We start from the raw sequence: 23,628 nt of genomic DNA, 5'->3' as shown, positions 1-23,628 counted from the left end.
GTGCAACTCTGGCATCGCGGCGTGATTCGGCGTAAGGTCTGAACGACCCGACAGAACCGCATCACGAGACAGGAGGACGTCGTGAACCCACAAGCTGCGCTGGCCACCTTCCACCTCAGCAGCGGCATGTCGATCGCCCAGACCTTGCCCGAGGCAAGGCCGACGCTGACGATCGATTCGCCGGCGCTCGACGTGATGACCGACCTGAGCAGGATCCGCGCGGCCACCACCTCGCCGCGCACCGGCCTGCGCCAGGCCGAGCAGGTGATGATCCACCAGGGTGTGCGGATGCTGTTTGTCGTCACCGACATGCCGTCGATCGAGGGCCTGGTCACCAGCAACGATGTTGCCGGCGACAAGCCGATGCGGCTGGTGCATGAACGCAATGTGCATTTCGACGAACTGAGCGTGGCCGACGTGATGACGCCGCTGCTGTCGCTCGACGCGGTCGATTTCGACCAGTTGCAGCGGGCGACGATCGGCAACCTGATCGCAACGCTGCAAAAGCTCGGGCGCAACCACCTGCTGGTCGTCGAGCAGAAACACGACTTGGTGCCGGCGCGCATCCGCGGCGTCGTCTCGCGCACGCAGATAGAGCGCCAGACCGGCCTGAACGTTCCGATCTCCGATATCGCGCAGAGCTTTTCCGAGATCGAGCGCGCGCTGGCCTGAGGCCAGTCTGGTGCAGCTCCAGGCCCCGGCTCGGCCGGGGATGCTGGAATCGTTCGACAATGGCGGCTGGTGTCCAGTCCGGCCGGAAAGCCGGCTGCGGCGCCGCGCAGCCGCAGATTTTTTCCAGGAGACAAAGATGGGCGCTCCCGAAGCCTTTACCGCGACGACCGAAGTCGGTCATTTCATCAATGGTCGTGTCGTCGCCAGCGACAGTGGGCGGCGCCAGCCGGTCTACCACCCGGCCAGCGGCGAGGTCGCCCGGCAGGTGGCATTGGCGACCACCGATGAGGTCGGCGCTGCGGTGGCCGCTGCGAAGGCGGCGCAACCGGCGTGGGGCGATACACCGCCGATCCGCCGCGCCCGGGTGCTGAACAAGTTTCTCGAACTGATGAACCAGCACAAGGACACGCTGGCCGCGATGATCACCGCCGAACATGGCAAGGTATTCACCGATGCGCAAGGCGAGGTCACGCGCGGCATCGACATCATCGAATTCGCCTGCGGCGTGCCGCAACTGCTGAAGGGCGACTACACCGACCAGGTCTCAACCGGCATCGACAACTGGACGCTGCGCCAACCGCTCGGCGTCGTCGCCGGCATCACGCCGTTCAATTTCCCGTGCATGGTGCCGTGCTGGATGTTTCCGGTCGCCCTCGCAACCGGCAATGCCTTCATCCTGAAGCCGAGCGAGCGTGATCCGTCGCCGAGCCTGTTCATGGCCGAACTGCTGAAGCAGGCCGGGCTGCCCGACGGCGTATTCAATGTCGTGCAGGGCGACAAGGTGGCTGTCGACGCCTTGCTGGCGCATCCCGACGTGATGGCGCTCAGTTTTGTCGGCTCGACGCCGATTGCCCAGTACATCTACGAGACCGGCGCGCACCACGGCAAACGGGTGCAGGCGCTCGGCGGCGCGAAAAACCACATGGTCGTGATGCCGGATGCCGACATCGAGCAGGCGGTCGACGCGCTGATCGGCGCCGCCTACGGCTCGGCAGGCGAGCGCTGCATGGCGATCAGCGTTGCGGTGCTGGTCGGCGACGTGGCAGACAAGGTCGTGCCGAAACTCGCCGAGCGCGCGAAGGCGCTGAAGGTGAAAAACGGCATGGAGCTCGACGCCGAGATGGGGCCGATCGTCACCCGCCAGGCACTCGAGCGGATCGAGGGCTATATCGCGCAAGGGGTCGAGGAAGGCGCCGAACTCGTCGTTGATGGTCGCCGCGATCCGCAAACCGGCGAGTCTTTCAAGGTGCCGGGCCATGAAAACGGCTTTTTTACCGGCGGCAGCCTGTTCGACCGGGTGACGCCGGAGATGAGCATCTACCGCAACGAGATCTTCGGCCCGGTGCTGGCCTGCCTGCGCGTTGCCGATTTCGCGGCCGCGCTCGAGCTCGTCAATGCGAACGAATTCGGCAACGGCGTGGCCTGCTTCACCAGCGACGGCAATGTCGCGCGGGAGTTTTCGCGTCGGGTGCAGGTCGGCATGGTCGGCATCAATGTGCCGATTCCGGTGCCGATGGCCTGGCACGGTTTTGGCGGCTGGAAAAAGAGCCTGTTCGGCGACATGCACGCCTATGGCGAGGAAGGCGTGCGTTTCTATACCAAGCAGAAAAGCGTGATGCAGCGCTGGCCGTCGACGATTGGCAAGGGTGCCGAATTCGTGATGCCGACAGCGCGTTGACCGTGGGCGTTGCGCGACGGCAACGCCGCACAACGCCCTTTCAAATCGTCACAGATTCGTCGTGGTATGTACACGACACTGCTCCAGTGCGACCAAAAATGGTCGAAAAAGAGGTACAGGAACCGCACGGGTCCTGCACCAAACGGGGGCAATCATGTGGCGTGCAAGCTGGCTGTGGTTCAAGGCGAATCGATCCGTCGAACCGGCGCCGCCAGATGATCGTGCCGACATGGGCGTCGAGATCGGGCTCGATGCCAGCCTCGATTCGGTACTGCCCCCGCTGCTCGATTTTGCGGCGCCGCGCGGCGCAGTGGCATCCAGGCCATCGCCCCTGGGCACCGATCAACGTTTCCCGCCGCATCATCCCGATTGAACAGTCGGCCTCGGCGCCGGGCCTGGCCGCGCGAGCCCAGCCTGTGCAACGACCAGCTACCAATCGGTAGCTTTGTGACTCTTCCGTACAAAAAGTATGTGAAGCGTCTACAATGCCTCGATGGCGAAAAAATCTTTCCGTGAACAGATCCTGCAGGTGAGAGAGGATGCGATCGTCTCGTCGGTCAATCGGCTGCTCGCCGAAAAAGGCTTCGAGGCGATGACGGTCGACGAGGTCGCCGCCGACGTCGGTGTTGCGAAAGCCAGCCTGTACAAGCATTTCGCGTCGAAGGAGGCGCTCGCCGCGGCGGCGATGATCCGCGTCCTCGATCGCACGCTGGCGATGATCGGCGAGCTCGAGGCAGACCCACGCAATGCCGACCCCGCCCATGCGGTGGAGCAACTGAAGGCGGTGGCGCGCTGGACGATGCAGGTGCAGCTGGCCGGCGAGATGCCATCCCTTCCGGCGCAGAACTCGACCTTGCGCGCCGAGCTGATGGAAAACAGGAGTTACCTCGATCGGCTGATGGAGGTCAGTGAAAAACTCGGCCGCTGGATCGAATCGGCGCAGTCGGTCGGCGCGCTCGACAAGAGCCTGCCGGTCGAGGTGATCATGTACACGCTGTTCGCACGGGCCTGCGACCCGGTGCTTGGCCTGTTGAAGGCCAGTGGCCAGTACCAGCCCGAGCAGATCGTCTCGATGCTGACGAAAACCTGTTTCGAAGGACTGCGCGGCAGCTGAAGCCGGCCGCGCAGGCCGGGCGCAACGGTCAGCGGATCAGCAGCACCGGCGTCTTGCAGTGCGCGAGCACCTTGTTGGTGACCGACCCCATCACGAGGTTGGCCAGCGAACCATGGCCGTGCGAGCCCATCATCACCATGTCGAACTTGTCATGGTCGGCGATCTTTGCGATCGTATCGCCGGCGTGTCCGACTTCGGTCCTGTACTCGGCCTTGATGCCCTGCTTGTCGAAAAATTCGCGGATCGGCTTGAAGACCCGCTCGCATTCGTCGACGTGGTAGTCGTGCATCAGCTGCTTGTCGAGCACGGCCGTCGCTCGCGGTGGCAGCGGCGCGGACACCGTCAGCACCGTGAACTGGTGATCCGATCCAAACATCTCGTCATGCGCAGCAAGGTAGGCGAGCATGTGCTTCGTGAATTCGCTGCCGTCAACCGCAACCAGGATTTTCATTGTCTGTCTCCGCCGGTTTTTCGAGCCTCCAGTTTGACATGACTGATCGCCGCCGGACTTGCTCCAGCGCAAGAGCAGGACAAATTCTGCGGTCGATCGTGATCAGACCTCGACGACGAGCAAGGGGTCGAATCCGTCGGTCTCGCCGCGGTGCCGGTGGCCGCGCGCATTGCTGAGCACGCGGGTTTCGCCACCGGCATGGGCGACGCGGTAGTCGTGCCGACAATGCAGGTGGCCATGGATCCATAGATCGGCAGCCGGCAGCAGCTCATCGTCTGCATTGCAGAAACTCGCGGTGCCGGGTTGCGCGCCATAACGTGGGTCGGCGCTGCGCAGGCTCGGCGCATAGTGGGTGATCACGACGGTGGCGTCCCAGTGCGCGTCCGCGGCTGGCGCGCCGGCCAGTTCCTGTTCCAGCCAGGCGCGGCAGGCCAGCGATTCGTCACGCACCGCGGCGGCGTCGAATACCTCGCCGTCGCGGGTCGCCTGCATGATCCGGACGTAATAGGTCGCGGCCCTGATCGCGCGCGCACGGTCTTCCGGACCGAACAGGTCGAAATCGCTCCAGCGCACCGTGCCGAGGAAGCGGATCCGGCGGCCGCGGTCATCGGGCAGCACGACCGACTGGCGTTCGAGCAGCTGTATGCCGAAGCCGGCGCAATGCGCGCGCAGGGCAGGCAGTGCCTCGCGCAGTTCGCGGCGGTCGTACTCATGGTTGCCGGCGATCGCCAGCACCGGCACCGGCCAGTCGGCAAAGCAGCGGTAGGCTTCCCAGCGGCTGCAGATGTCGCCGGCCAGCACCAGCAATTCCGCGCCCGGCGCCGGCTGCGGATCGAACGGCTCGGTCTCCATGTGCAGGTCCGACAACAACTGGATCCGCATCTCCCGGCGCCTGCTTGTTGCTTGCCTCCGCCGGCGCTCAGGCGCCGTGGCAGTGCTTGAACTTCTTGCCGCTGCCGCAGTGGCAGGGATCGTTGCGGCCGAGTTTCGGGCTGGCGCGCTGCACGGTCTCGACCCGGTAGCGCTCGTCTCGCGTCAGGTCGGCGAGGTCGGCAACCGTGACGACCAGCTCCTCGATCGCATCGTCGAGGGTTTGCAGCGGAAATTCGCGGTCCAGCGTCGCAACGACTTCGCGTTCCTCGTCGGTCTGCGTCGGCAGATGGCGGAACAGCCTGGCCATCGCCAGCGCGACATCGTCTTCCGGGCGTTCGAGCAGGTCCGGAAAACATTCGGTCGCATGCTGGAAACCGGCCACCCACGGCATCAAAGACTGCGAAATCTCGCCGAGGCCGGCAAACGGATCGGCCGCCTCGTCGGCGACGACGTCGCCTGCGGCAACCGCATCTGCCGCCGCGCTGTTGTCGACCTCGAGGATCAGCGGGTCGAACCAGCCATCCTCGACCAGCGCGCGGTTCAGCGCGCCATGGCGTCGCAGGATCAGCTCGACACAGCGGCCGTGCCAGACCGGGTCGACATCATCCGGCAATGGCCGGCCGTCGAAATCGAAGACGGTCGGCATCCATTCGTCGGCATCGATCAGGCGCGGCTGCACCAGCACGCCGCACAGGTAGCCGTCGAGCATCACCGCATCGAGCGGCTCCAGCGGTTCCGGCGTTGCGGTGAGCAGCTCGTCGAGTTCGGCGTACTCCGCGTCGCTGAGGTCGCGGGCGGTCGAGGTCGATGAAGAAGGGATCGGCGTGGGAGGGGTTTTGGCCATGCCGCCATTGTCCACCGCGTTTCGATCGCGGTGCTGAAGCCCCGCCGAATGCCGTGCGTCGCGTGCTCAGGCCGCCTTCAGTGCGCCGCCGCAGCTGCTGCCCTGGCCGGCGGTGCAGCCGTAGCAATGGTCGGCCACGCGGATCGGCATGCCGGTCGTCTCATGCTGCAGCAGATCGCGCAGGTGCGGCCGGCTCGAACCCGCGAGCCGCATCGGCAGCGCGAGCATCTGATTGAAGTCGCAGTCGTAGAGGTGGCCCTGCCAGTCGACGCTGACCATCGAGCGGCACATCACCGTGTCGAGGTTGTCGGCGCGGTAGGCGTCCTTCAGCAACTGCATGTAGGGCTTGAACTCGCCCTTCGAGATCAGCGTGCTGCCGAAGCGCTGGATCGGCATGTTCGCGAGCACATACAGCTGGTTGAAGCGGATGCCGTAGTGCGCGGCCAGCTCGCGCTTGTAGTCGGCCTCCAGTTCGACCTGGCCAGGCGGCAGCACCGGTCCTTGCGGGTTGTAGACGAGGTTCAGCACCAGCTCGCCGTCGGCATCGGCATAGCCGAGTGCATTGAGCTGCTGCAGTGCCGCGATGCTGCGCTCGAAGACACCGTCGCCCCGCTGCCGGTCGACCCGCTCGAAGGTGTAGCACGGCAACGATGCGGTGATTTCGACGCCGTTGTCGGCCAGAAATTGCGCCAGCGTGTCCTGGCCCGGCTCGGACAGGATCGTCAGGTTGCAGCGGTCGATCACGCGGATGCCGAGCGCACGCGCGGCGACGACCAGGCGGCGGAAATGCTCGTTCAGCTCGGGTGCGCCGCCGGTCAGGTCGAGCGTCTCGATGCGGCGCGTACGCAGCACCTCGATCACCGTGTCGACCGTCTCGCCGTCCATCATCTCGGTGCGGTTCGGGCCCGCATTGACGTGGCAATGCAGGCAGCTCTGGTTGCACTTGTAGCCCAGATTCACCTGCAGCGTCTGCAGGTGCTGGCGGCGCAGCGGCGGGAAGTCGGTCTTGGCCAGCAGGGGCAGGGTCGGATGCATCGGGATCAGGTAAAGCGGACGGGGTCCCCGTCAAGTCGGGGAAAACGACCCATTCTTACATCTGGCCAAATCTGCAACCGACGCGGGGAGATGGGCGGCCTCCGGGCCGACCCATGCTCAAGCCGCCTGCTGCTGCGCCGGCTGCCGCCATTGCTGCATCAGCGCCGCCCATTTCGGCCGCACCGCCGCCAGATGCCGCGCCTTCACGTGGCCGTAACCGCGGATCTGCTCCGGCAGTCGCGCGATCTCGAGCGCGGCGGCCAGATTGGCCGCGTCCAGCGACTGCAGCAGTTCGTCGATCGTCTGCCGGTATTCGTCGATCAGCGCCCGCTCGGTGCGGCGCTCCTCGGTGCGGCCGAAGATGTCGAGCGGCCCGCCGCGCAGGCCTTTCATCTTCGCCAGCACGCCGAAGGCACTGCGCATCCACGGGCCGAACGCCTGCTTGACCGGCTCGCCCTGCGCATTGGTCTTGCCGAGCAGCGGCGGCGCGAGGTGGTGCACGAGTTTGTAGTCGCCGTCGAACTGCTCGGCGATGCGCTCGACGAATCGGCGGTCGGTGTGCAGCCGCGCGACCTCGTATTCATCCTTGTAGGCCATCAGCTTGAACAGGTAACGGGCCACCGCCTCGCTCAGCTTGTCGCTGCCAAGTGGGGCCTCCGCGGCGCGCACCTTGTCGACGAAGCTGCGGTAGCTCGCTGCGTATGCCGCATCCTGGTAATCGGTCAGGAATTCGACCCGGGTCGCGATCATCTGCTCGAGGCCCGGCTTGCGGACGATCTGCACGACCTTCTCGGTGCTGCCGGCGGCACGTGCCTGCTGCTGCACCTCGGCAAGGTCGATCGCGGCACGGCGGCCCCAGGCGAAGGCCGCCTTGTTGTTGTCGATCTGCACGCCATTCAGCTCGATCGCGCGCATCAGCGCCGCCAGGCTCAGCGGCAGCTTGCCTTTCTGCCACGCATAACCGAGCAGCAATGGGTTGGTATAGAGCGAATCGCCGAGCAGTGCGACAGCGATCTGTTCGGCGTCGAAGCGGCCGACATGCTCGGCGCCGACCGCCCTGCTCAGCAGGTTTTCACATTCGCCGGCCGGAGATTGCCAGTCGGGGTTGTGCACGAAGGCCGCCGTCGGCGTGCTGTGGCTGTTCAGCGCGATGTAGGTGCGCTGTTCACGCATCACCGCCAGCGTCGCCGGATTCGCGGCAACGATCGGGTCGCAGGCGATCACCAGGTCGGCCTCGGCGGTGCCGACCTTGGTGGTCTGGATCGCATCGGGCCGGTTCGCGATCTGGATGTGGCTCCAGGTGGCGCCGCCTTTTTGCGCCAGACCGGCCGCGTCCTGTGTGACGATGCCCTTGCCTTCGAGGTGCGCGGCCATGCCGAGCAACTGGCCGATCGTGATCACGCCGGTGCCGCCGACGCCGGCGACTACGATGCCCCAGGGCTTTTCGGCCAGCGGCAGCGTCGGTTCGGCAATCGCCGGCAGGCTGAACGGGTCGGGTCGGGCGCTGGCCTTCTTCTTGTTCTTCGTCTTCAGCTCGCCGCCCTCGACGGTGACAAAGCTCGGGCAGAAACCCTTCAGGCAGGAATAGTCCTTGTTGCAGCTGTTCTGGTTGATCTGCCGTTTGCGGCCGAATTCGGTCTCGACCGGCTCGACGCTCAGGCAATTGCTCTGTTCGGAGCAGTCGCCGCAGCCTTCGCAGACCAGCTCGTTGATGACGACCCGTTTTGCCGGCTCGACCATCGTGCCCCGCTTGCGGCGACGGCGCTTTTCGGTCGCGCAGGTCTGGTCATAGATGATCACGCTGCAGCCGGGCAATTCGCGCAGCTGCTTCTGGATCGCGTCGAGGTCGTCGCGGTGATGGATGGTGACGCCGGCGGCGAGGCGCGATTTGACGCTGTCGTATTTTTCCGGCTCGTCGGTGACGACGACGATCTTCTTTGCGCCTTCGGCATCGAGTTCGCGGGTCATCTCCGGCACCCGCATCGTGCCGTCGACCGGCTGGCCGCCGGTCATCGCGACCGCATCGTTGAACAGGATCTTGTAGGTGATGTTGACGCCGGCAGCGATGCTCTGCCGGACCGCGAGCAGCCCCGAGTGGTAATAGGTGCCGTCGCCGAGGTTCGCGAAGATGTGCTGGTCGGTCGTGAACGGCGCCTGACCGATCCAGCTGACGCCTTCACCGCCCATCTGGCTGAAGGTGACGGTGCTGCGGTCCATCCAGACCGCCATGTAGTGGCAGCCGATGCCGGCCACCGCGCGTGAACCTTCCGGCACCTTGGTGCTGGTGTTGTGCGGGCAGCCGCTGCAGAACCACGGCGTGCGTTCGCCGGCTGCAGCGTTGGTGCCGAGGTTCAAGGTCTGCGAGCTGCGCTGCTTCGCGTCGAGCAAGGCGATCCGCGCATCGATCCGCGCTGCGGTATCGGCATCGACACCGAGCTTTTTCAGCCGCTTCGCGATCGCCCGTGCGATCAGCGCCGGCGTCAGGTCGGCCTGCGCACGCAGCAGCCAGTTGCCGCTCGGATTCGGCTGCGACCACTCGCCGCCCGATTCGTCGCCTTCGACCTCGTCGAACTTGCCGAGCACCGTCGGCCGCACGTCGGCGCGCCAGTTGTAGAGCTCTTCCTTCAGCTGGTACTCGATCACCTGGCGCTTTTCCTCGACGACGAGGATTTCCTGCAGCCCGGCGGCGAAGTCGCGCGTGATCGTTGCCTCGAGCGGCCAGACGACATTGACCTTGTGCAGCCGGATACCGAGCGTCCGGCATGAATCGTCGTCGAGGCCGAGGTCGTGCAGTGCCTGCCGCGTATCGTTGTAGGCCTTGCCACTGGCGATCAAGCCGAAGCGGTCGTTCGGCCCGGCGATCACGTTGTGGTTCAGCTTGTTCGCGCGCACATAGGCGAGCGCCGCATACCACTTGTGGTTCATCAGCCGCGCTTCCTGCTCGAGCGGCGCATCGGGCCAGCGGATGTGCAGGCCACCGGCCGGCATCGCAAAGTCCTCCGGCAACACGATCTGCACGCGGTCCGGATCGATCGAGACGCTGCTTGCCGATTCGACGATTTCCTGGATCGTCTTCATGCCGGACCAGACGCCGGCAAAGCGGCTCATCGCAAAGGCATGCAAACCCATGTCGAGGATGTCCTGCACGCTCGACGGGAAAAATACCGGCAGCCCGCAGGCCTTGAAGATGTGGTCGCTCTGGTGCGCTGCGGTGCTGCTCTTCGCGATGTGGTCGTCACCGGCCAGCGCGATCACGCCACCGTGCTTGGCTGTGCCGGCCATGTTGGCATGTTTGAAGACGTCGGAGCAGCGGTCGACGCCGGGCCCCTTGCCGTACCAGATGCCGAACACGCCGTCGACCTTCTTGCTCTGCGGGTACAGATCGAGCTGCTGCGTGCCCCAGACGGCGGTCGCGGCCAGTTCCTCGTTGACGCCGGGCTGGAACACGATGTTCTGTGCCGCCAGGTGTTTTTTCGCCTGCCACAGCGCCTGGTCGTAACCCCCGAGCGGCGAACCGCGGTAGCCGCTGATGAAGCCGCCGGTATCCAGCCCGGCAATCGCGTCGCGCTTTTTCTGCAGCATCGGCAGGCGCACCAGAGCTTGCACGCCGCTCATGAATGCGCGACCGTGTTCAAGGCTGTATTTGTCGTCGATCGTGACCGATTCGAGTGCTTTGCGGATGGCTTCTGGCAGCGGTGCGTTCATCGGGCTGTGTCTCCTGGGGGAGCAGACAGTTTAGGCAAAGCGACGAAGTGAGTCTTTTCTTTCTTTGCGCTGCCAGACGCCGTTGCGGCAAGATTCTTTCGTCGGTAGACCGCTTGCTGGATAAAATGTTGCTGAATCGACCAATCAAAGGGTAAACCCTTGACCAACGCCGAGACCACAACAGCCGCTCGCCATGGCACGGGCCTCGACCGCTACGACGTGCTGATCCTCGAGGAACTGCAACGCGACGCGCGGCTGAGCAATGCCGAGCTCGCCCAGCGGATCGGCCTGTCGGCTGCGCCGACCTGGCGGCGCGTGCGCTGGCTGGAAGCGCAGGGCTACATCGTCGGCTACCGCGCCGAACTGAACCGGCGCAAGCTTGGCCTCGACGTGCTCGCCTTCGTCCGCGTCGATGCCGACCGCAACAACGGCGAGTCGACCCGCGGCCTCGAACAGGCGCTGCGCGCCTTGCCCGAGGTGATCTCGTGTCACTACATTTCCGGTGCCGGCACCTTCGAACTGCAGGTGATGGTGACCGATCTGGAGCAGTTTTCGCAGTTTTCGGTGAAGACCTTGCTGAACCTGCCGAACGTCAAGGACATCCACACCAGCTTTTCGCTCGGCGAGGTCAAGGCCGGTGCGGCGCTGCCGCTCGGTCATTTGCCGGGGCGTGCCCGTTGAGGCGCAGCCGTACGGAGCATTCGCGATGAAAAAACTCTTTCTGATCCGGCATGCGCAGGCGGGGCATGGCGACATGGTGGCGTCCGACCGCGAGCGGCCGCTGACCGAGCGGGGTCAGCGCGATGCTTCGGCGATGGGCGCGCGACTCGCGGCGCGCCGCGTGACACCGGATCTGATCGTCTCGAGTCCGGCCTTGCGGGCATTGACGACGGCAAGGCTGATGGCCGGCGAACTGGGCTATCCGCTGGAACGTATCCGCACCGAGGAGCCTTTGTATGCGAGCAGCACCGGCCAGTTGCTGTCGGTGATCGCAGGCTTGTCCGCCGAATTGCAGCAGGTGATGCTGTTCGGTCACAACCCGGAATTCACCGACCTCGCTCACCGCTGGTCGAGGACCATCGTCGCATTGCCGCCCTGTGCGGTCGTCGAGCTGCGGTTTGACGTGGCCTCATGGGCCGATGTCGGCGCCGCCGCACCGCTGCACGCAACGCTCGATCTGGCTTAACGGCGCGCAGCGATCATCGTCTCGGCAACGATCTGGTATGAGCGCAGCCGGGCCGCGTGGTCGAAGATCTGCGAGGTGATCATCAGTTCGTCGGCGCCGGTGCGCTCGATGAACCGCCTGATGGCCGCGTCGATCGCCGGTGCGGCGCCGATTGCCGAACACGACAGCACCGAATCGAGCAGCATTCGCTGCTGCGGGCCGACACTGTCGAGATAACCCTCGACCGGTGGCGGCAGTGTCGACGGCCGGCCGCTGCGCAGGTTGACGAAGGCCTGCTGCCATGAGGTCGCGCGAAATGCGGCCTCGTCGTCGCTGTCGGCGGCGAAGACATTGAAGCCGAGCATCACATAGGGCTTGGCGCGTTCGCGCGACGGCCGGAACTGCTGCCGGTACAACTCGATCGCCTGCATCATCTGCTGCGGCGCGAAGTGCGATGCAAACGCAAACGGCAAGCCGAGTGCCGCCGCCAGTTGCGCGCCGAACAGGCTCGATCCGAGGATCCACAGCGGCACCTTCAAGCCGGTGCCCGGCACCGCGCGAACGCTCTGCCGCGGCTCGTCGGAGAAAAAATCGGCCAGCTCGACGACGTCGCGCGGAAATTCGTCGGTGTCCGATGTCAGGTTGCGCCGCAACGCCCGCGCGGTGGTCGGATCCGAACCCGGTGCGCGGCCGAGGCCGAGGTCGATGCGGCCCGGATACAACGATTCGAGCGTGCCGAACTGCTCGGCAATTACCAGCGGCGAATGGTTCGGCAGCATGATGCCGCCGGCGCCGACGCGGATCGTCGAGGTGCCGCCGGCCACATGGCCGATCAGCACCGCGGTTGCCGCACTGGCGATGCCGGGCATGCCATGGTGTTCGGCCAGCCAGTAGCGGTTGAAACCCCAGCGCTCGACATGCTGCGCGAGATCCAGCGAGTTGCGGAACGACTGCGCAGCGGTGCTGCCCTGAGTGATCGGCGAGAGATCGAGAACCGAAAAAAGTGCCATCGTGGGGATCGTCAGTCGCCGAGCGGCTCGAGTTGCTGCAGCAGCGTCGGCACCAGTTCGGTGACCGTTGGATGGATGTGCATCGCCCGCGAGATCGCGGTGTACGGCCGGCCGGCATTCATCACGTCGAGCAGCGAATGCACGACCTCGTCGCCGTTCAGGCCGAGGATCGCCGCACCAAGCAGTTTCTTGCTGTCGGCATCGACCAGCACTTTCATCATCCCCTGCGTCTCGCTTTTTTCGCGGGCGCGGCCGACGCGCTGCATCGGCAGCGTCGCCTGCAACACCTTCTTGCCGCCGTCGCGTGCCTGCGCCTCGTTGATGCCGACCCGACCGAGTGGCGGATCGATGAACAGCGCATAACAGGGGATGCGGTCCGACAGCCGGCGCGGGTCGTTGTCGAACAGGTTGGCGACGACGATTTCGTGGTCGTTGTACGAGGTGTGGGTGAAGGCGCCGCGGCCGTTGCAATCACCGACCGCCCAGACGCCTTCGGCGCTGGTGCGGCACTGGTCGTCGACGGTGATGTAGCCCTTGTCGTCGGTCTCGATGCCGGCCTTGTCGAGCCCGAGGCCGTCGGTATTCGGACGCCGGCCGACGGCGAGCAGCACGTGGCTGGCGACGACCGGCTTCGCCTGCTCGCCACACTGCGCGCCGACCTCGATCAGCTTGCCCTTGCGCGCCAGCGACAGGCATTTGGCGCCAAGCTCGAAGCGAATGCCTTCGGCCTCGAGGATCTCGCGGATGCCGTCCGAGATGTCCTGATCCTCGCGTCCGAGCAGGCGGTCGGACTGCTCGATCACCGTGACCTCCGCGCCGAAGCGGCGCATCATCTGCGCGAATTCCAGCCCGATGTAGCTGCCACCGACGATCGCCAGATGCTCCGGCACCTCGTCGAGCCTGAGGATCGACACGTTGTCCAGCGTCTCGACGTCGTCGATGCCGGGCAGGTCGGGCCGCACCGCGCGGCCGCCGACATTGAGGAAGATCTTCGGCGCCTTCAGCCGCCGATCCGCGACCTCGATCACGCCAGGGGCGACAAACTTGGCATTGCCGACGATCACCTCGGTATTGTCGAGCTGGCGCATCCAGGACTCGACGCCGGTCCGCGACTTGTCGACGATGTCGTCCTTGCGCGCCTTGATGCGTCCCATGTCGACGCGCAAGCTGCCGACATCGAAGCCGAATTCGCCACCGCGGCGGGCCAGGTGGATCGCGCGTGCACTGGCGACCCAGGTCTTGGTCGGCGTGCAGCCGACATTGACGCAGGTGCCGCCGAAATCATGGCGCTCGATCACCGCGGTGCGCAGGCCTTGCTTGCTGCAGCGCGCCGCGATCGACGGCCCGGCCTGGCCGGCGCCGATGATGATTGCATCGAAGGTTTCTTCTGCGGTTGGCATGGCTTGGCTCCTGATCGCAATGGCACCGAGCATACGCCCGGCCTGCGCCGCTGACAGCGTGCTTCGGCAGCTGCTGCAGCGGCGGAACCAAACGCCCAGCAACCGGGTCAACGCTGGGGCCATTCGAATCGGCACAATGCACGCTCCCCCAACCACCCGCCCACCTCATGTTCGAACCGGAATCACTGGAAGAAGGCAGCTCCCATACGCGCGGTGCCACGCCGATGAACGGCGGCGTCAATTTCGCGCTGTTTTCGGCGAATGCGACCTGCGTCGAGGTCTGCATCTTCGACGATGCCGGCGAACGTGAAATCGCCCGGGTCAAGCTGCCGGAATATACCGACGAGGTCTGGCACGGATTCATCCCGGGGCTGAAGCCCGGTACCCGCTACGGCTACCGCGTGCATGGACCGTACGAGCCTGAAAAGGGGCACCGTTTCAATCCGAACAAGCTGCTGCTCGATCCGTATGCGAAGGCGCATGTCGGCGAGTTGAAGTGGGGACCGGAGCTGTTCGGTTACGAGGTCGGCCATGCCGATGGCGACCTCAGTTTCGACAAGCGCGACAGCGCTCACCTGGTGCCGAAATGTGTCGTCGTCGACTCGCATTTCAAATGGACGCAGCCGCGTGACGTACGGGTGCCGTGGGACCGCACGGTGCTCTACGAAACCCATGTTCGCGGCTTCACGAAGCGGCATCCGGCGCTGCCCGAACACCTGCGCGGCACCTTTGCCGGACTGGCGCACGACGAGGTGCTGCGCCACATTCGCGAACTCGGTGTGACCAGCGTCGAGCTGCTGCCAGTGCAGATGTTCCTGAACCAGTCGTTCATGCTCGAGAAGGGGCTGACCAATTTCTGGGGCTACGACACGATCGGCTTCTTCGCGCTCGATCCGCGTTACCAATGCGAGCCGTCGATCGACGAGTTCAAGCACATGGTCGACCGCTTCCATGCGAATGGCCTCGAGGTGATCCTCGACGTCGTCTACAACCACACGCCGGAAGGCAACGAACTCGGCCCGACGATCTCGTTCAAGGGCATCGACAACGCGAGTTATTACCGGCTGATGCCCGACCAGCCGCGTTACTACATCAACGATACCGGCACCGGCAATACCGTCAACCTGAGCCACCCGCGGGTGCTGCAGATGGTCACCGACAGCCTGCGCTACTGGGTCACCGAGATGCATGTCGACGGCTTCCGCTTCGACCTCGCGCCGATCCTCGCCCGCGAGCCGCATGGCTTCGACGAAGGTGGCGGCTTCCTCGACAGCTGCCGGCAGGATCCGGTGCTGTCCAGCGTCAAGCTGATCGCCGAACCGTGGGACTGCGGGCCGGGCGGCTACCAGGTCAGCAGTTTCCCGCCCGGCTGGGCCGAGTGGAACGACAAGTTCCGCGATACCGTGCGCGCCTTCTGGAAAGGCGACGAAGGCCTGGTGCCGGTGCTCGCAAACTGCCTGACCGCCAGCGCCGACCAGTTCAACCACCGCGGCCGCCGGCCATGGGCAAGCGTCAATTTCCTGACCGCGCACGACGGCTTCACGCTCGCCGATCTGGTCAGCTACAACGACAAGCACAACGACGCGAATGGAGAGGACGGCCGTGACGGCCACTCCGACAACCTGTCGTGGAACTGCGGTGCCGAGGGGCCGACCGACGATCCGGATGTGCTGGCCTTGCGCCGTCGCCAGCAGCGCAACATGCTGGCAACGCTGCTGCTGTCGCAGGGCACGCCGATGCTGCTGGCCGGCGACGAATTCGGCCGCAGTCAGCAGGGCAACAACAATGCCTATTGCCAGGACAACGAGATCTCATGGGTCGACTGGGAAGCGATCGACGAACACGGCCACGCGTTGACTGCCTTCACGAAACGCCTGCTGACCTTGCGCAAGGCGCTGCCGGTGCTGCGGCGCAATCGCTTCCTGACCGGCGTCGATAGCGAAGGGCTCGGCTACAAGGACGTCACCTGGCTGAATGCGCAGGGTGGCGAGATGACCGAGGAGCAATGGGCCGATGCCCATACCCGTTGCTTCGGCATCCTGCTCGACGGCCGGGCCCGGGTGTCGGCGATCCCGAAGCCGGGCACCGATGCGAGTGTGTTGCTGCTGTTCAATGCCTGGCACGAGGAGATCGAGTTCCAGTTGCCCGATCTGCCGGAAGGTGCAAAGTGGTCGCGTCTGTTCGACACTGCGCTCGAGCCGCAGACGCTGCAGGATCTCGAACCGAAGGCCGGCTGCACGTTGACGGGCCGCTCGGTGGTCGCCTTCGTCACCGAAGGTGTCGGCCAGCGCTCGGACTGGCTGCACGAGATGCTGGTCTCGCTGCCGTGATGCGCTCGGCCGGCGCGTCAGCGCTGGCCGAATGCCGCGCCGTCGAACAGATCCTTCAACTCGCGCGGCTGCGAACGCCAATACTGCTTCGGCGCATCGACGCTGGCGCCGAGTCTGGCCGCGGCATGCCACGGCCAGCGTGGGTCGTAGAGCATGGCGCGAGCCAGTGACACCGCATCGGCCTCGCCGTTGGCGATGATCGCCTCGGCCTGATCGGCCTCGGTGATCAGACCGACGGCAAGCGTTGGCAGACCAACTTCGGCCTTGACCCGGCGGGCAAATGGCACCTGGAAACCCGGGCCGAGCTTGATGGACTGCAGCGGCGAGACGCCGCCACTGGTGATGTGGACCGCCGAGCAACCGCGCGCCTTCAGGCGCTGCGCGAGCGCCACCGTGCCGTCGATGTCCCAGCCTTCGGGCACCCAGTCGGTCGCTGAAATCCGCATCCACACCGGTCGATCGGCCGGAAAGGCGTCGCGCACCGCATCGAAGACCTCGAGCGGAAAGCGCATCCGGTTTTCCAGGCTGCCGCCGTAGGCATCGCCGCGCTGGTTGGCAAGCGGCGACAGGAACTGGTGCAGCAGATAACCGTGTGCGGCATGGATCTCCAGGCCGTCGATGCCGAGCCGGGCCGCGCGTCGTGCCGCACCGACAAAATCGGCCCGCACCTTCGCCAGCCCGGCTGCATCGAGTGCGATCGGCGGCAATTCGGCTGCACCATGCGGCAGCGCCGACGGCGCCAGCGTCTGCCAGCCGCCGGCGTCAGGTGTGATCTGGCTGCCACCGTCCCATGGGGCGCGGCTCGACGCCTTGCGCCCGGCGTGGCTGATCTGCATCGCGATCGGCATCTGCGAAAACCGGCGAACCGCCGCCAGGATGCGGGCCAGGCCAGCCTCGTTGGCGTCCGAATACAGGCCGAGGTCGGCCGGCGAAATGCGGCCCTCGGCCGATACCGCCGTTGCCTCGATGATCAACAGGCCGGCGCCCGACAACGCCAGCTGGCCGAGGTGGATCAGGTGCCAGTCGCCGGGCGTGCCGTCGCTCGCCGAGTACTGGCACATCGGCGCGATGACGATCCGGTTCGCCAGCTGCAGCGTGCCGAGTTGCAGCGGCTCGAACAGGCGGGCCATCAACCCATCACCGTCGACGGCAACCAGGTTGCCAGTTCGGGGAAGATGCACAGGATCACGATCGCGACGATCATGCACATCATGAACGGGAAGGCGCCCTTCAGGATCGTCGGCAGGCTGACGTCCGGAACGATGCCGTTGATCACGAACAGGTTCAGGCCGACCGGCGGCGTGATCAGCCCGAGCTCCATATTGATCGTCAGGATCACGCCGAACCAGATCGGGTCGAAACCGGCGGCGAGGATCACCGGCATCAGGATCGGCGTGGTCATCAGGATGATCGCCGCCGGCGGCAGGAAGCAGCCGGCGAGCAGCAGCATCACGTTGATTGCGGCAAGGATGATCCAGCGATTCACCTGCAGCTCGCCGATCATCGTCGCGACCGTCTGCGTGACCTGCAGCGACGACATCATGTAGCCGAACAGGATCGAGGTGCCGATGATCATCAGCAGCATGCCCGATTCGCGCAGGCCGTCGCGCAGGATGTGCCACAGGTCGGTCAGCCGCCAGACGCGGTAGATCACGATCACCATCACCAGACACAGCGCGGCGCCGACGCCGGCCGCCTCCGACGGTGTCGCGATGCCGCCGTACAGCGCATAGACGACGCCGACGATCACCGCAATGAAGGGCAGCAGCTTCGGCAGCAGCTCGAGCTTTTCCTTCATCGAATAGATGCGGTCGGCATCGACCAGCACGGTGCCGCGTTTCCAGCTCAGGAACAGCGCCCACATCATGAACAGGGCGACCAGCAGCAGGCCCGGGATGATGCCGGCGATGAACAGCCGTCCGATCGAGGTTTCGGACGCGATGCCGTAGAGGATCATCGTGATGCTCGGCGGGATCAGGATGCCCAGCGTGCCGCCGGCGGCAATCGCGCCGGTCGCGAGATCGGCGTCGTAGCCGCGCTTGCGCATCTCCGGTATGCCCATCTTGCCGATCGCCGCGCAGGTCGCCGGCGACGAGCCGGTCAGCGCCGAAAACAGCGCGCAGGCGCCGATGTTCGAGATCACCAGCGAGCCGGGCACCCGATGCAGCCAGCGTGCCAGCGCCTCGTACAGATCGCTGCCGGCACGCGACGACGCCACCGCCGCACCCATGATCACGAACATCGGCAGCGAGACCAGCGTGAAGTCGCTGAGGCCGGCGAAGATCGTTTCGGGCACGAAATGCACGCTGTTCCAGCCGTCGAAATAGAGCATGAACGCCAGCGCGACGGCACCGAGGCCGAAGGCGATCGGCAAGCCGGTCGCCAGCACGGCGACGGTGACGACGAGGATCAGCGCTCCGATGATCAGCGGATTCATGGGCAGCCTCCGGCAGCGTTCTGCAACGGATGGATGGCCGGGCGCCGGACGGCGCTCATGCTTGTTCCTTCGGTTCCATTCCGAACGGCTTGTCGCGGCGTGTCAGCACCAGCCAGATCTCGGCCAGATACTGCAAGCACAACAGGCCCAGTCCGACCGGCACTGACAGGTAGGGAATCCACACCCGTGCACGCCAGATCGACGGGGTGGTCTGTCCGCTGACCCAGGTCTCATGCCACCACGGGATCGCCGCGTAGAGAAAGATCGCGCAGAACCCGAGCGCAATCACGCTGCCGAAAAAATGCAGGCGGCGGCGCGTTGCCATCGACGACATCAGCGGAACGAGGTCGACCGCGACATGGCCGCGGGTCAGCAGGATGTAGGGCGCGCCGAGAAAGGTCGCCGCGACCAGCGAAAAGGTGACGAATTCGGTCTGCCAGATCGACGACTCGCCGAGCACGGCGCGGACGAAGACCATGTGGCAGACGACCCCGATCGAGACCAGGATCATCAGCGCCGCAATGACGCCGAACAGCCGCGAGACCGCGTGGACAGCCCTCACCCAGGCGGGCAAGGGCGCTGCCTCACTTGACACTCAATGCCTTCTCGATCAGCTCCTTGCCGCCGGGTACCTTCTCGGCGAAGACCTTGTACGAGGTCTTCTGCGCGACGGCGCGCCAGGCGTCGGCTTCGGCGTCGCTCAGCGTGATGACCTCGACCTTGTTCTTCTTGAAGGTATCGACCAGTTCGTCGTCGAGCTTCTTCGACTCCGACTCGAAATAATCCTCGGCCTTCTTCGACGCCGCAGTCAATGCCTTCTTCTGCGCATCGTTCAGCTTGTCCCAGCTCTTCTTCGAGATCAGCACCGGCTCGTACATGAACCACAAGGCGTTGTCGCCCGGCGCGGTCAGGCATTTCAGCTGCTCGTAGAGGCGGAACGAAACGAAGCTGCCCGACGAGGTATCGGTGCCCTGCGCGACACCCTGCTGCAATGCGTTGTAGACCTCGCTCGACGGGATCGAGACGATCGATGCGCCGGCGCCGGCCCACATCTGCGCAAAGGTCGCACCGGCCGAACGGACCTTCATGCCGTTGACGTCATCGGGCTTGCGGATGCATTTGTCCTTGCCACCGAAGCCGCCGGCCAGCCAGGCATCGGCGAGTACCTTTGCGCCGCCCTGTTCGATGATCGACTTGATCTCCTTCATGAAGGCGGAGTCGTTGATGCGTCGCGCATGGGCATGGCTCTTGACCAGCCCCGGCATCAGCGTCGCGCCGAATTGCGGATGGAAGCCCGACGCGTAATCGAGCGGGAATGCGGTCATGTCGATCTGGCCGGTCATCATCGCCTTCCACTGCTCCTGCGCCTTCACGAGGCTGGAACCGGGGAAGACCTTGATCGTCAGCCCGACATTGGCCGCCGCGACTTCCTTCGCGATCATCTGCACCATCTCGTCGCGCACGTCGCCTTTGCCGCCAGGGAACTGATGCGAGGCCTTGAAGGTGATTTCAGCATTTGCCGATGCAAACGGCAAAGCTGCCAACAGCAGGCCGGAAACGATCGTGGCGAGGGGGCGGCGGGTCATTGAGATCTCCTGGTGGGCATTCCGATCGGGGGGAAGCACAACGCAGTGTGTCGCGTTGCTCAAGGCACGCCGTACGGCGAACCTGTTACTCAGGCTTCAAAAATATACGTGAAGAACCCTGGACCGTCGTTAGTGGATACCACCACAGGAGCCAATAAACGGCGTGCAGCCGGGCCCGCCGGAGCGCTCGCGGGTTCTAGCGTGTTGCCCAGCCGCCGCTGATCGGGAAGACCTGGCCAACAAAACAGTCTGCGGCATCGCTGCACAGGTAGGCCGCAAGCAGCGCATCCTCTTCGGCACTGACCAGCCTGCCGAGTGGCACCTCGCGTTTCAATCGCTGCTGGAAGGCCTCGTTGGCCTGAACCTCGGGCGGGAAGTAGGTCGGGTTGTCGACAAAATTCTGCGCGATTGCATTGACCTGGATGCCGTCCGCTGCCAGTTCGACGCCGACAGCCTGCACCCAGGCCAACTGGGCGCCGCGCGCCGCGCTGTAACTCGACGCCCGCCTGATGCCGCGCAATGCCGACGCGCTGCCGATCACCAGCAGCTTGCCGCGGCCTCGCTCACGCATCTGCGGCACGACCGCACGCAACAGGCGCGGCAGCGGATCGACCATCTGCGCGAATACCATGCGCCACTCGTCTTCTTCGACCTGGTCGGCACGTGTCGTCGGTGCCGGTGTCGCAAGATGGGCGACCAGCACATCGACGCGGCCGGCCGCATCGACGATGGCCTGCGGCAGCAGCGGATCGGCATCGAGTGTTCTGCTGTCGGCAATCACATCGGCGCCGAGGCGGGCGAACACCTCACACAACACAGGGCCCATGAAGATATCGGCCTGCGTGACCAGGATCCGCTTGCCGTCGAGGCGGCACAGCGTCGGCCGTGCGTCGGCGGTCACCTGACGGTATACCCGCGACCTTCCAGACAGGCCAATGTCGCGCGATGGAAGACGCTCGCATCGGCCATCGCATCGCGTTGCGTCGTCGCCCAGCGGTTGCAGGCCTGGCGATCGGCTTCCAGCTGCTGCGCGCTTTGTCCGTGGCTCGGATAGACCACCGGGTCCGCGGGCCGCGGCGGTACCGGTCTCGATTCGGCGAAGTGGTCGGGCGGCTGCATCGGCGGGTCGACGTAGACCGGCACTGGCCGCTCGACGACGACCGGCTCCCATGGGCGGCTGAGGATCAGCGTGCCGAGCCCGATGCCGAGCGCCAGCCCGGCCCAGCCATGACCACGGTGGCCGTGGTGATGACGGCCACGCCAGTGATGGCCGCCGCCATGATGGGCCTGGATGACGACGCCGGCATGGACCTGCGCCGAGGCATCGATCGGCATGCCGGCCGCAACAACCAGTGCGAGCCCGGCGATCAACGTGCCGGGCAGACGGATCGGTACAGGCATCGCGTATCTCCAGTGGGTTGGCAGCCGCAATCCGACTTCAGCACCGATTCTGCAGCGCGGCCAATACCGCTGCGCATCGCGCGGTGATTGCCGCGACGTCACGGCGATTCACCGCGGCCACAATACCCACATCCGCAGCGACTGTTTCATCCGCCCGGCCTGCTGCTCGGCGACGTCGCCCCACCCCCAGAAATAGTCGGCACGCACCGCGCCGGTGATCGCGCTGCCGGTATCCTGCGCCATCACCAGCCGGCGCAGCGGCGTGCTGCTGAGCGGCTCGGTGGTATCGAGCCAGACCGGCGTGCCGTAGGGAATGCTCTGCGGATTGACCGCGATCGATCGTTCGGGTGTCAGCGGTACGCCCTGCGCACCGCGCGGGCCTTGTTCGGGGTCCGGCAGCGGCTCCTCGCGGAAAAAGACGACGCGCGGATTGGTCCACAACATCTCGTTGATGCGGTTGCGGTTGGCTTTTGCCCAGGCCTTGATGCCGGGCCACGAGGCCTGTTCCGGGCGCAGTTCGCGCTGGTCGATCAGCCAGCGGCCAACCGAGCGATAAGGCTGGTCGTTGTGGCCGGCAAATGCGGCGCGCACCAGTTTGCGGCTGCCGTCGGCCTCGGTCAGCACCAGCCGGCCCGAGCCCTGGATCTGCAGGATCAGCGCATCGAGCGGGTCGGCAACATAGGCCAGTTCGCGGCCGCGCAGGCTGGCCTGCGCCAGCGGCAGGCTGTCGATCTGTTGCCGTGTCCAATAAGGCTTGCGGCTCAGCAGATCGGCCGGTGCGCCGTACAACGGCACGCGCATCGCGCCGCGCGGCAACCGGCTGGCCTCGATCAGCGGCTCGAAATAGCCGGTGCACAGGCCATTGGCAGCGCCGTCGTGGCTCTCGACACGGTAAGGCCGCAGCCGCTGCTGCAGCCACTGCCGGGTCTGCTCATCGCTCATCGCCGGCGCGCTCCTGGCGTCGGCACACAGCCGTGCCCACGCGGCCGTCGGGCGTTCACAGCCGCGCCGCAGTGCCGGCCAGATCTCGGCAACCCGGTCGAGCTGCCAACCCGGCAACTCATGCCATTCGGCGGCGATCCAGCGCGAATGTGCCTGCAGCAGCATGTCCGCCGGCGCGGCTGCCGCAGGCTTCGGCTGCGGAGCGGGCACGTCGACCGGCGCCGGGGCGGGCTGCGGCGGCTCGTCGGGCGGCGCCGTCGCACAACCGGCGACGATGCCTAGAATGAACAGTATTGCCGATGCGCTGGCAGGCCTCGACGTCACATTGCCGCCTGGCCGCTGCCGCAAACGCGCCAGCTTCCTGAAAAGATCCGCGATGTTGTTGCTCATGCTCGAAGCTCTGGCCGCCGGATGCCTGCTGGTGCTGATCGTCTGGTGGACGATGTTTGCCGGCCGCAACAAGGGCGAGCGCAAGGAATCGGACGACAACGACGACGCGACCTGAACCCGCAGCAAATCCCGCATCCGCAATTCGCTCAATGCAGTGCCGATGCGATCGTCAGGCCGAATTCGGGCACTTCGGCGTCGAACGGCCACGCATCCTCCGTCATGCAGAAAAAGGTTCCGCGCATCGTTCCCTGCGGGGTGCCGATCTGCGCCCAGCTGGTGTAGTCGAAGGTCTCGCCGGGTTTGAGCACCGGCTGATGACCCACCACCGCCAGCCCGCGCACCTCCTCGACATGGTTGCGTGCATCGGTGATGACCCAGTGCCGCGCGACCAGCTGCGCGGTCACGTCGCCGGAGTTGCGGATCGTCACCGTGTACGCGAAGGCAAACCGCTGCGCTGCCGGGTCGGACTGCTCGGGCAGATGGCGCACGGCGACCGTGCAGGTAAATTGCGGATTGGCCATCGGCGGATTCTAGGCGCTGCGCCCGGGGCAAGCAGCGGGGCGACGGCGCGTTGCCGACCTCGAATCTAGAATTC

23 protein-coding genes are annotated in these 23,628 nt (G+C 65.5%); 8 read left to right on the top strand and 15 right to left on the bottom strand.

What is annotated here, in order from left to right:
• The first annotated feature begins 81 nt into the window (after positions 1 to 81).
• The 4 genes from ACNH6H_RS10405 to ACNH6H_RS10390 all read left to right on the top strand — a co-directional run bounded on the left by ACNH6H_RS10405 (position 82) and on the right by ACNH6H_RS10390 (position 3,464).
• Positions 82 to 672, top strand: a complete 591-nt coding sequence (locus tag ACNH6H_RS10405; protein WP_418317445.1) for a hypothetical protein — start codon at positions 82 to 84, stop codon at positions 670 to 672.
• Between the two features lie 136 nt (positions 673 to 808).
• Positions 809 to 2,350 carry a CoA-acylating methylmalonate-semialdehyde dehydrogenase gene (locus ACNH6H_RS10400; RefSeq protein ID WP_418317444.1) on the top strand — a complete coding sequence of 514 codons (1,542 nt, stop codon included), beginning with the start codon at positions 809 to 811 and terminating at the stop codon, positions 2,348 to 2,350.
• A 229-nt stretch (positions 2,351 to 2,579) separates the two neighbouring features.
• Positions 2,580 to 2,723: a hypothetical protein gene (locus ACNH6H_RS10395; RefSeq protein ID WP_418317443.1), complete on the top strand. Its 144-nt coding sequence runs from the start codon at positions 2,580 to 2,582 to the stop codon at positions 2,721 to 2,723.
• Positions 2,724 to 2,843: 120 nt separating this feature from the next.
• A complete protein-coding gene (locus ACNH6H_RS10390) occupies positions 2,844 to 3,464 on the top strand; it encodes a TetR/AcrR family transcriptional regulator (protein ID WP_418317442.1) in 621 nt (206 codons plus the stop codon).
• A 28-nt stretch (positions 3,465 to 3,492) separates the two neighbouring features.
• Here the strand turns inward: ACNH6H_RS10390 and ACNH6H_RS10385 are convergent, their stop codons facing one another.
• From ACNH6H_RS10385 to ACNH6H_RS10365, 5 genes are all read right to left on the bottom strand, one after another.
• A complete protein-coding gene (locus ACNH6H_RS10385; protein ID WP_418317440.1) occupies positions 3,493 to 3,915 on the bottom strand; it encodes a universal stress protein in 423 nt (140 codons plus the stop codon).
• A gap of 102 nt (positions 3,916 to 4,017) precedes the next feature.
• Positions 4,018 to 4,797, bottom strand: coding sequence for a metallophosphoesterase (locus ACNH6H_RS10380; protein WP_418317438.1), 780 nt, complete (start codon positions 4,795 to 4,797; stop codon positions 4,018 to 4,020).
• Between the two features lie 37 nt (positions 4,798 to 4,834).
• On the bottom strand, positions 4,835 to 5,632 hold the full coding sequence (locus tag ACNH6H_RS10375; RefSeq protein ID WP_418317436.1) for a UPF0149 family protein: 798 nt from the start codon (positions 5,630 to 5,632) through the stop codon (positions 4,835 to 4,837).
• 66 nt (positions 5,633 to 5,698) lie between these two features.
• Positions 5,699 to 6,667 carry an arsenosugar biosynthesis radical SAM (seleno)protein ArsS gene (arsS, locus tag ACNH6H_RS10370; protein ID WP_418317435.1) on the bottom strand — a complete coding sequence of 323 codons (969 nt, stop codon included), beginning with the start codon at positions 6,665 to 6,667 and terminating at the stop codon, positions 5,699 to 5,701.
• A gap of 117 nt (positions 6,668 to 6,784) precedes the next feature.
• Positions 6,785 to 10,372 (bottom strand): indolepyruvate ferredoxin oxidoreductase family protein, encoded by a 3,588-nt coding sequence (locus ACNH6H_RS10365; protein WP_418317434.1) that lies wholly within the window; start codon positions 10,370 to 10,372, stop codon positions 6,785 to 6,787.
• A 159-nt stretch (positions 10,373 to 10,531) separates the two neighbouring features.
• On the opposite strand from ACNH6H_RS10365, the gene ACNH6H_RS10360 reads away from it, so the two are divergent.
• Together ACNH6H_RS10360 and ACNH6H_RS10355 are read left to right on the top strand one after the other, a co-directional pair.
• Complete coding sequence (locus ACNH6H_RS10360; RefSeq protein WP_418317433.1) at positions 10,532 to 11,053, top strand: Lrp/AsnC family transcriptional regulator; 522 nt, start codon at positions 10,532 to 10,534, stop codon at positions 11,051 to 11,053.
• 25 nt (positions 11,054 to 11,078) lie between these two features.
• A complete protein-coding gene (locus tag ACNH6H_RS10355; RefSeq protein ID WP_418317431.1) occupies positions 11,079 to 11,558 on the top strand; it encodes a SixA phosphatase family protein in 480 nt (159 codons plus the stop codon).
• Here ACNH6H_RS10355 and ACNH6H_RS10350 read toward each other — a convergent pair.
• Positions 11,555 to 12,547 carry an LLM class flavin-dependent oxidoreductase gene (locus ACNH6H_RS10350; RefSeq protein ID WP_418317430.1) on the bottom strand — a complete coding sequence of 331 codons (993 nt, stop codon included), beginning with the start codon at positions 12,545 to 12,547 and terminating at the stop codon, positions 11,555 to 11,557. The genes ACNH6H_RS10355 and ACNH6H_RS10350 overlap by 4 nt on opposite strands.
• An 11-nt stretch (positions 12,548 to 12,558) precedes the next feature.
• Positions 12,559 to 13,947 (bottom strand): FAD-containing oxidoreductase, encoded by a 1,389-nt coding sequence (locus ACNH6H_RS10345; protein WP_418317429.1) that lies wholly within the window; start codon positions 13,945 to 13,947, stop codon positions 12,559 to 12,561.
• Between the two features lie 167 nt (positions 13,948 to 14,114).
• Between ACNH6H_RS10345 and glgX the strand changes: the two genes are divergently transcribed.
• On the top strand, positions 14,115 to 16,277 hold the full coding sequence (gene glgX, locus ACNH6H_RS10340) for a glycogen debranching protein GlgX (RefSeq protein WP_418317427.1): 2,163 nt from the start codon (positions 14,115 to 14,117) through the stop codon (positions 16,275 to 16,277).
• Positions 16,278 to 16,294: 17 nt separating this feature from the next.
• Here glgX and ACNH6H_RS10335 read toward each other — a convergent pair whose 3' ends face one another.
• The 7 genes from ACNH6H_RS10335 to ACNH6H_RS10305 all read right to left on the bottom strand — a co-directional run bounded on the left by ACNH6H_RS10335 (position 16,295) and on the right by ACNH6H_RS10305 (position 23,033).
• Entirely contained in the window at positions 16,295 to 17,407 is a 1,113-nt protein-coding gene (locus ACNH6H_RS10335) for an NADH:flavin oxidoreductase/NADH oxidase (protein ID WP_418317426.1), read from the bottom strand.
• Positions 17,407 to 18,714, bottom strand: a complete 1,308-nt coding sequence (locus ACNH6H_RS10330; protein WP_418317425.1) for a TRAP transporter large permease — start codon at positions 18,712 to 18,714, stop codon at positions 17,407 to 17,409. Before ACNH6H_RS10330 ends, ACNH6H_RS10335 begins: the two co-directional genes overlap by 1 nt.
• A 55-nt stretch (positions 18,715 to 18,769) precedes the next feature.
• Positions 18,770 to 19,309 (bottom strand): TRAP transporter small permease, encoded by a 540-nt coding sequence (locus ACNH6H_RS10325; protein ID WP_418317424.1) that lies wholly within the window; start codon positions 19,307 to 19,309, stop codon positions 18,770 to 18,772.
• A complete protein-coding gene (gene dctP, locus ACNH6H_RS10320; protein WP_418317423.1) occupies positions 19,299 to 20,300 on the bottom strand; it encodes a TRAP transporter substrate-binding protein DctP in 1,002 nt (333 codons plus the stop codon). Before dctP ends, ACNH6H_RS10325 begins: the two co-directional genes overlap by 11 nt.
• 196 nt (positions 20,301 to 20,496) lie before the next feature.
• Entirely contained in the window at positions 20,497 to 21,201 is a 705-nt protein-coding gene (locus tag ACNH6H_RS10315) for an SDR family oxidoreductase (protein ID WP_418317421.1), read from the bottom strand.
• Positions 21,198 to 21,701 carry a hypothetical protein gene (locus tag ACNH6H_RS10310; RefSeq protein ID WP_418317420.1) on the bottom strand — a complete coding sequence of 168 codons (504 nt, stop codon included), beginning with the start codon at positions 21,699 to 21,701 and terminating at the stop codon, positions 21,198 to 21,200. The genes ACNH6H_RS10315 and ACNH6H_RS10310 overlap by 4 nt, the downstream gene beginning before the upstream one ends.
• 108 nt (positions 21,702 to 21,809) lie before the next feature.
• Positions 21,810 to 23,033, bottom strand: a complete 1,224-nt coding sequence (locus tag ACNH6H_RS10305) for a murein transglycosylase A (RefSeq protein WP_418317418.1) — start codon at positions 23,031 to 23,033, stop codon at positions 21,810 to 21,812.
• Here ACNH6H_RS10305 and ACNH6H_RS10300 point away from each other — a divergent pair.
• Positions 22,927 to 23,148, top strand: a complete 222-nt coding sequence (locus tag ACNH6H_RS10300) for a hypothetical protein (protein WP_418321495.1) — start codon at positions 22,927 to 22,929, stop codon at positions 23,146 to 23,148. The genes ACNH6H_RS10305 and ACNH6H_RS10300 overlap by 107 nt on opposite strands.
• A 31-nt stretch (positions 23,149 to 23,179) precedes the next feature.
• On the opposite strand, the gene apaG is transcribed toward ACNH6H_RS10300, so the two are convergent.
• The gene (gene apaG, locus ACNH6H_RS10295; protein ID WP_418317416.1) at positions 23,180 to 23,554 is read right to left on the bottom strand and encodes a Co2+/Mg2+ efflux protein ApaG; all 375 of its coding nucleotides are present in this window, start codon (positions 23,552 to 23,554) and stop codon (positions 23,180 to 23,182) included.
• Between the last annotated feature and the right edge of the window lie 74 nt (positions 23,555 to 23,628).

The sequence above is a fragment of the Pseudideonella sakaiensis genome (assembly GCF_048320135.1).
In the GTDB taxonomy this organism is placed as follows: Bacteria; Pseudomonadota; Gammaproteobacteria; order Burkholderiales; family Burkholderiaceae_C; genus Ideonella_A; species Ideonella_A sakaiensis_A.
This window is presented reverse-complemented; position numbering and strand designations above follow the sequence as displayed.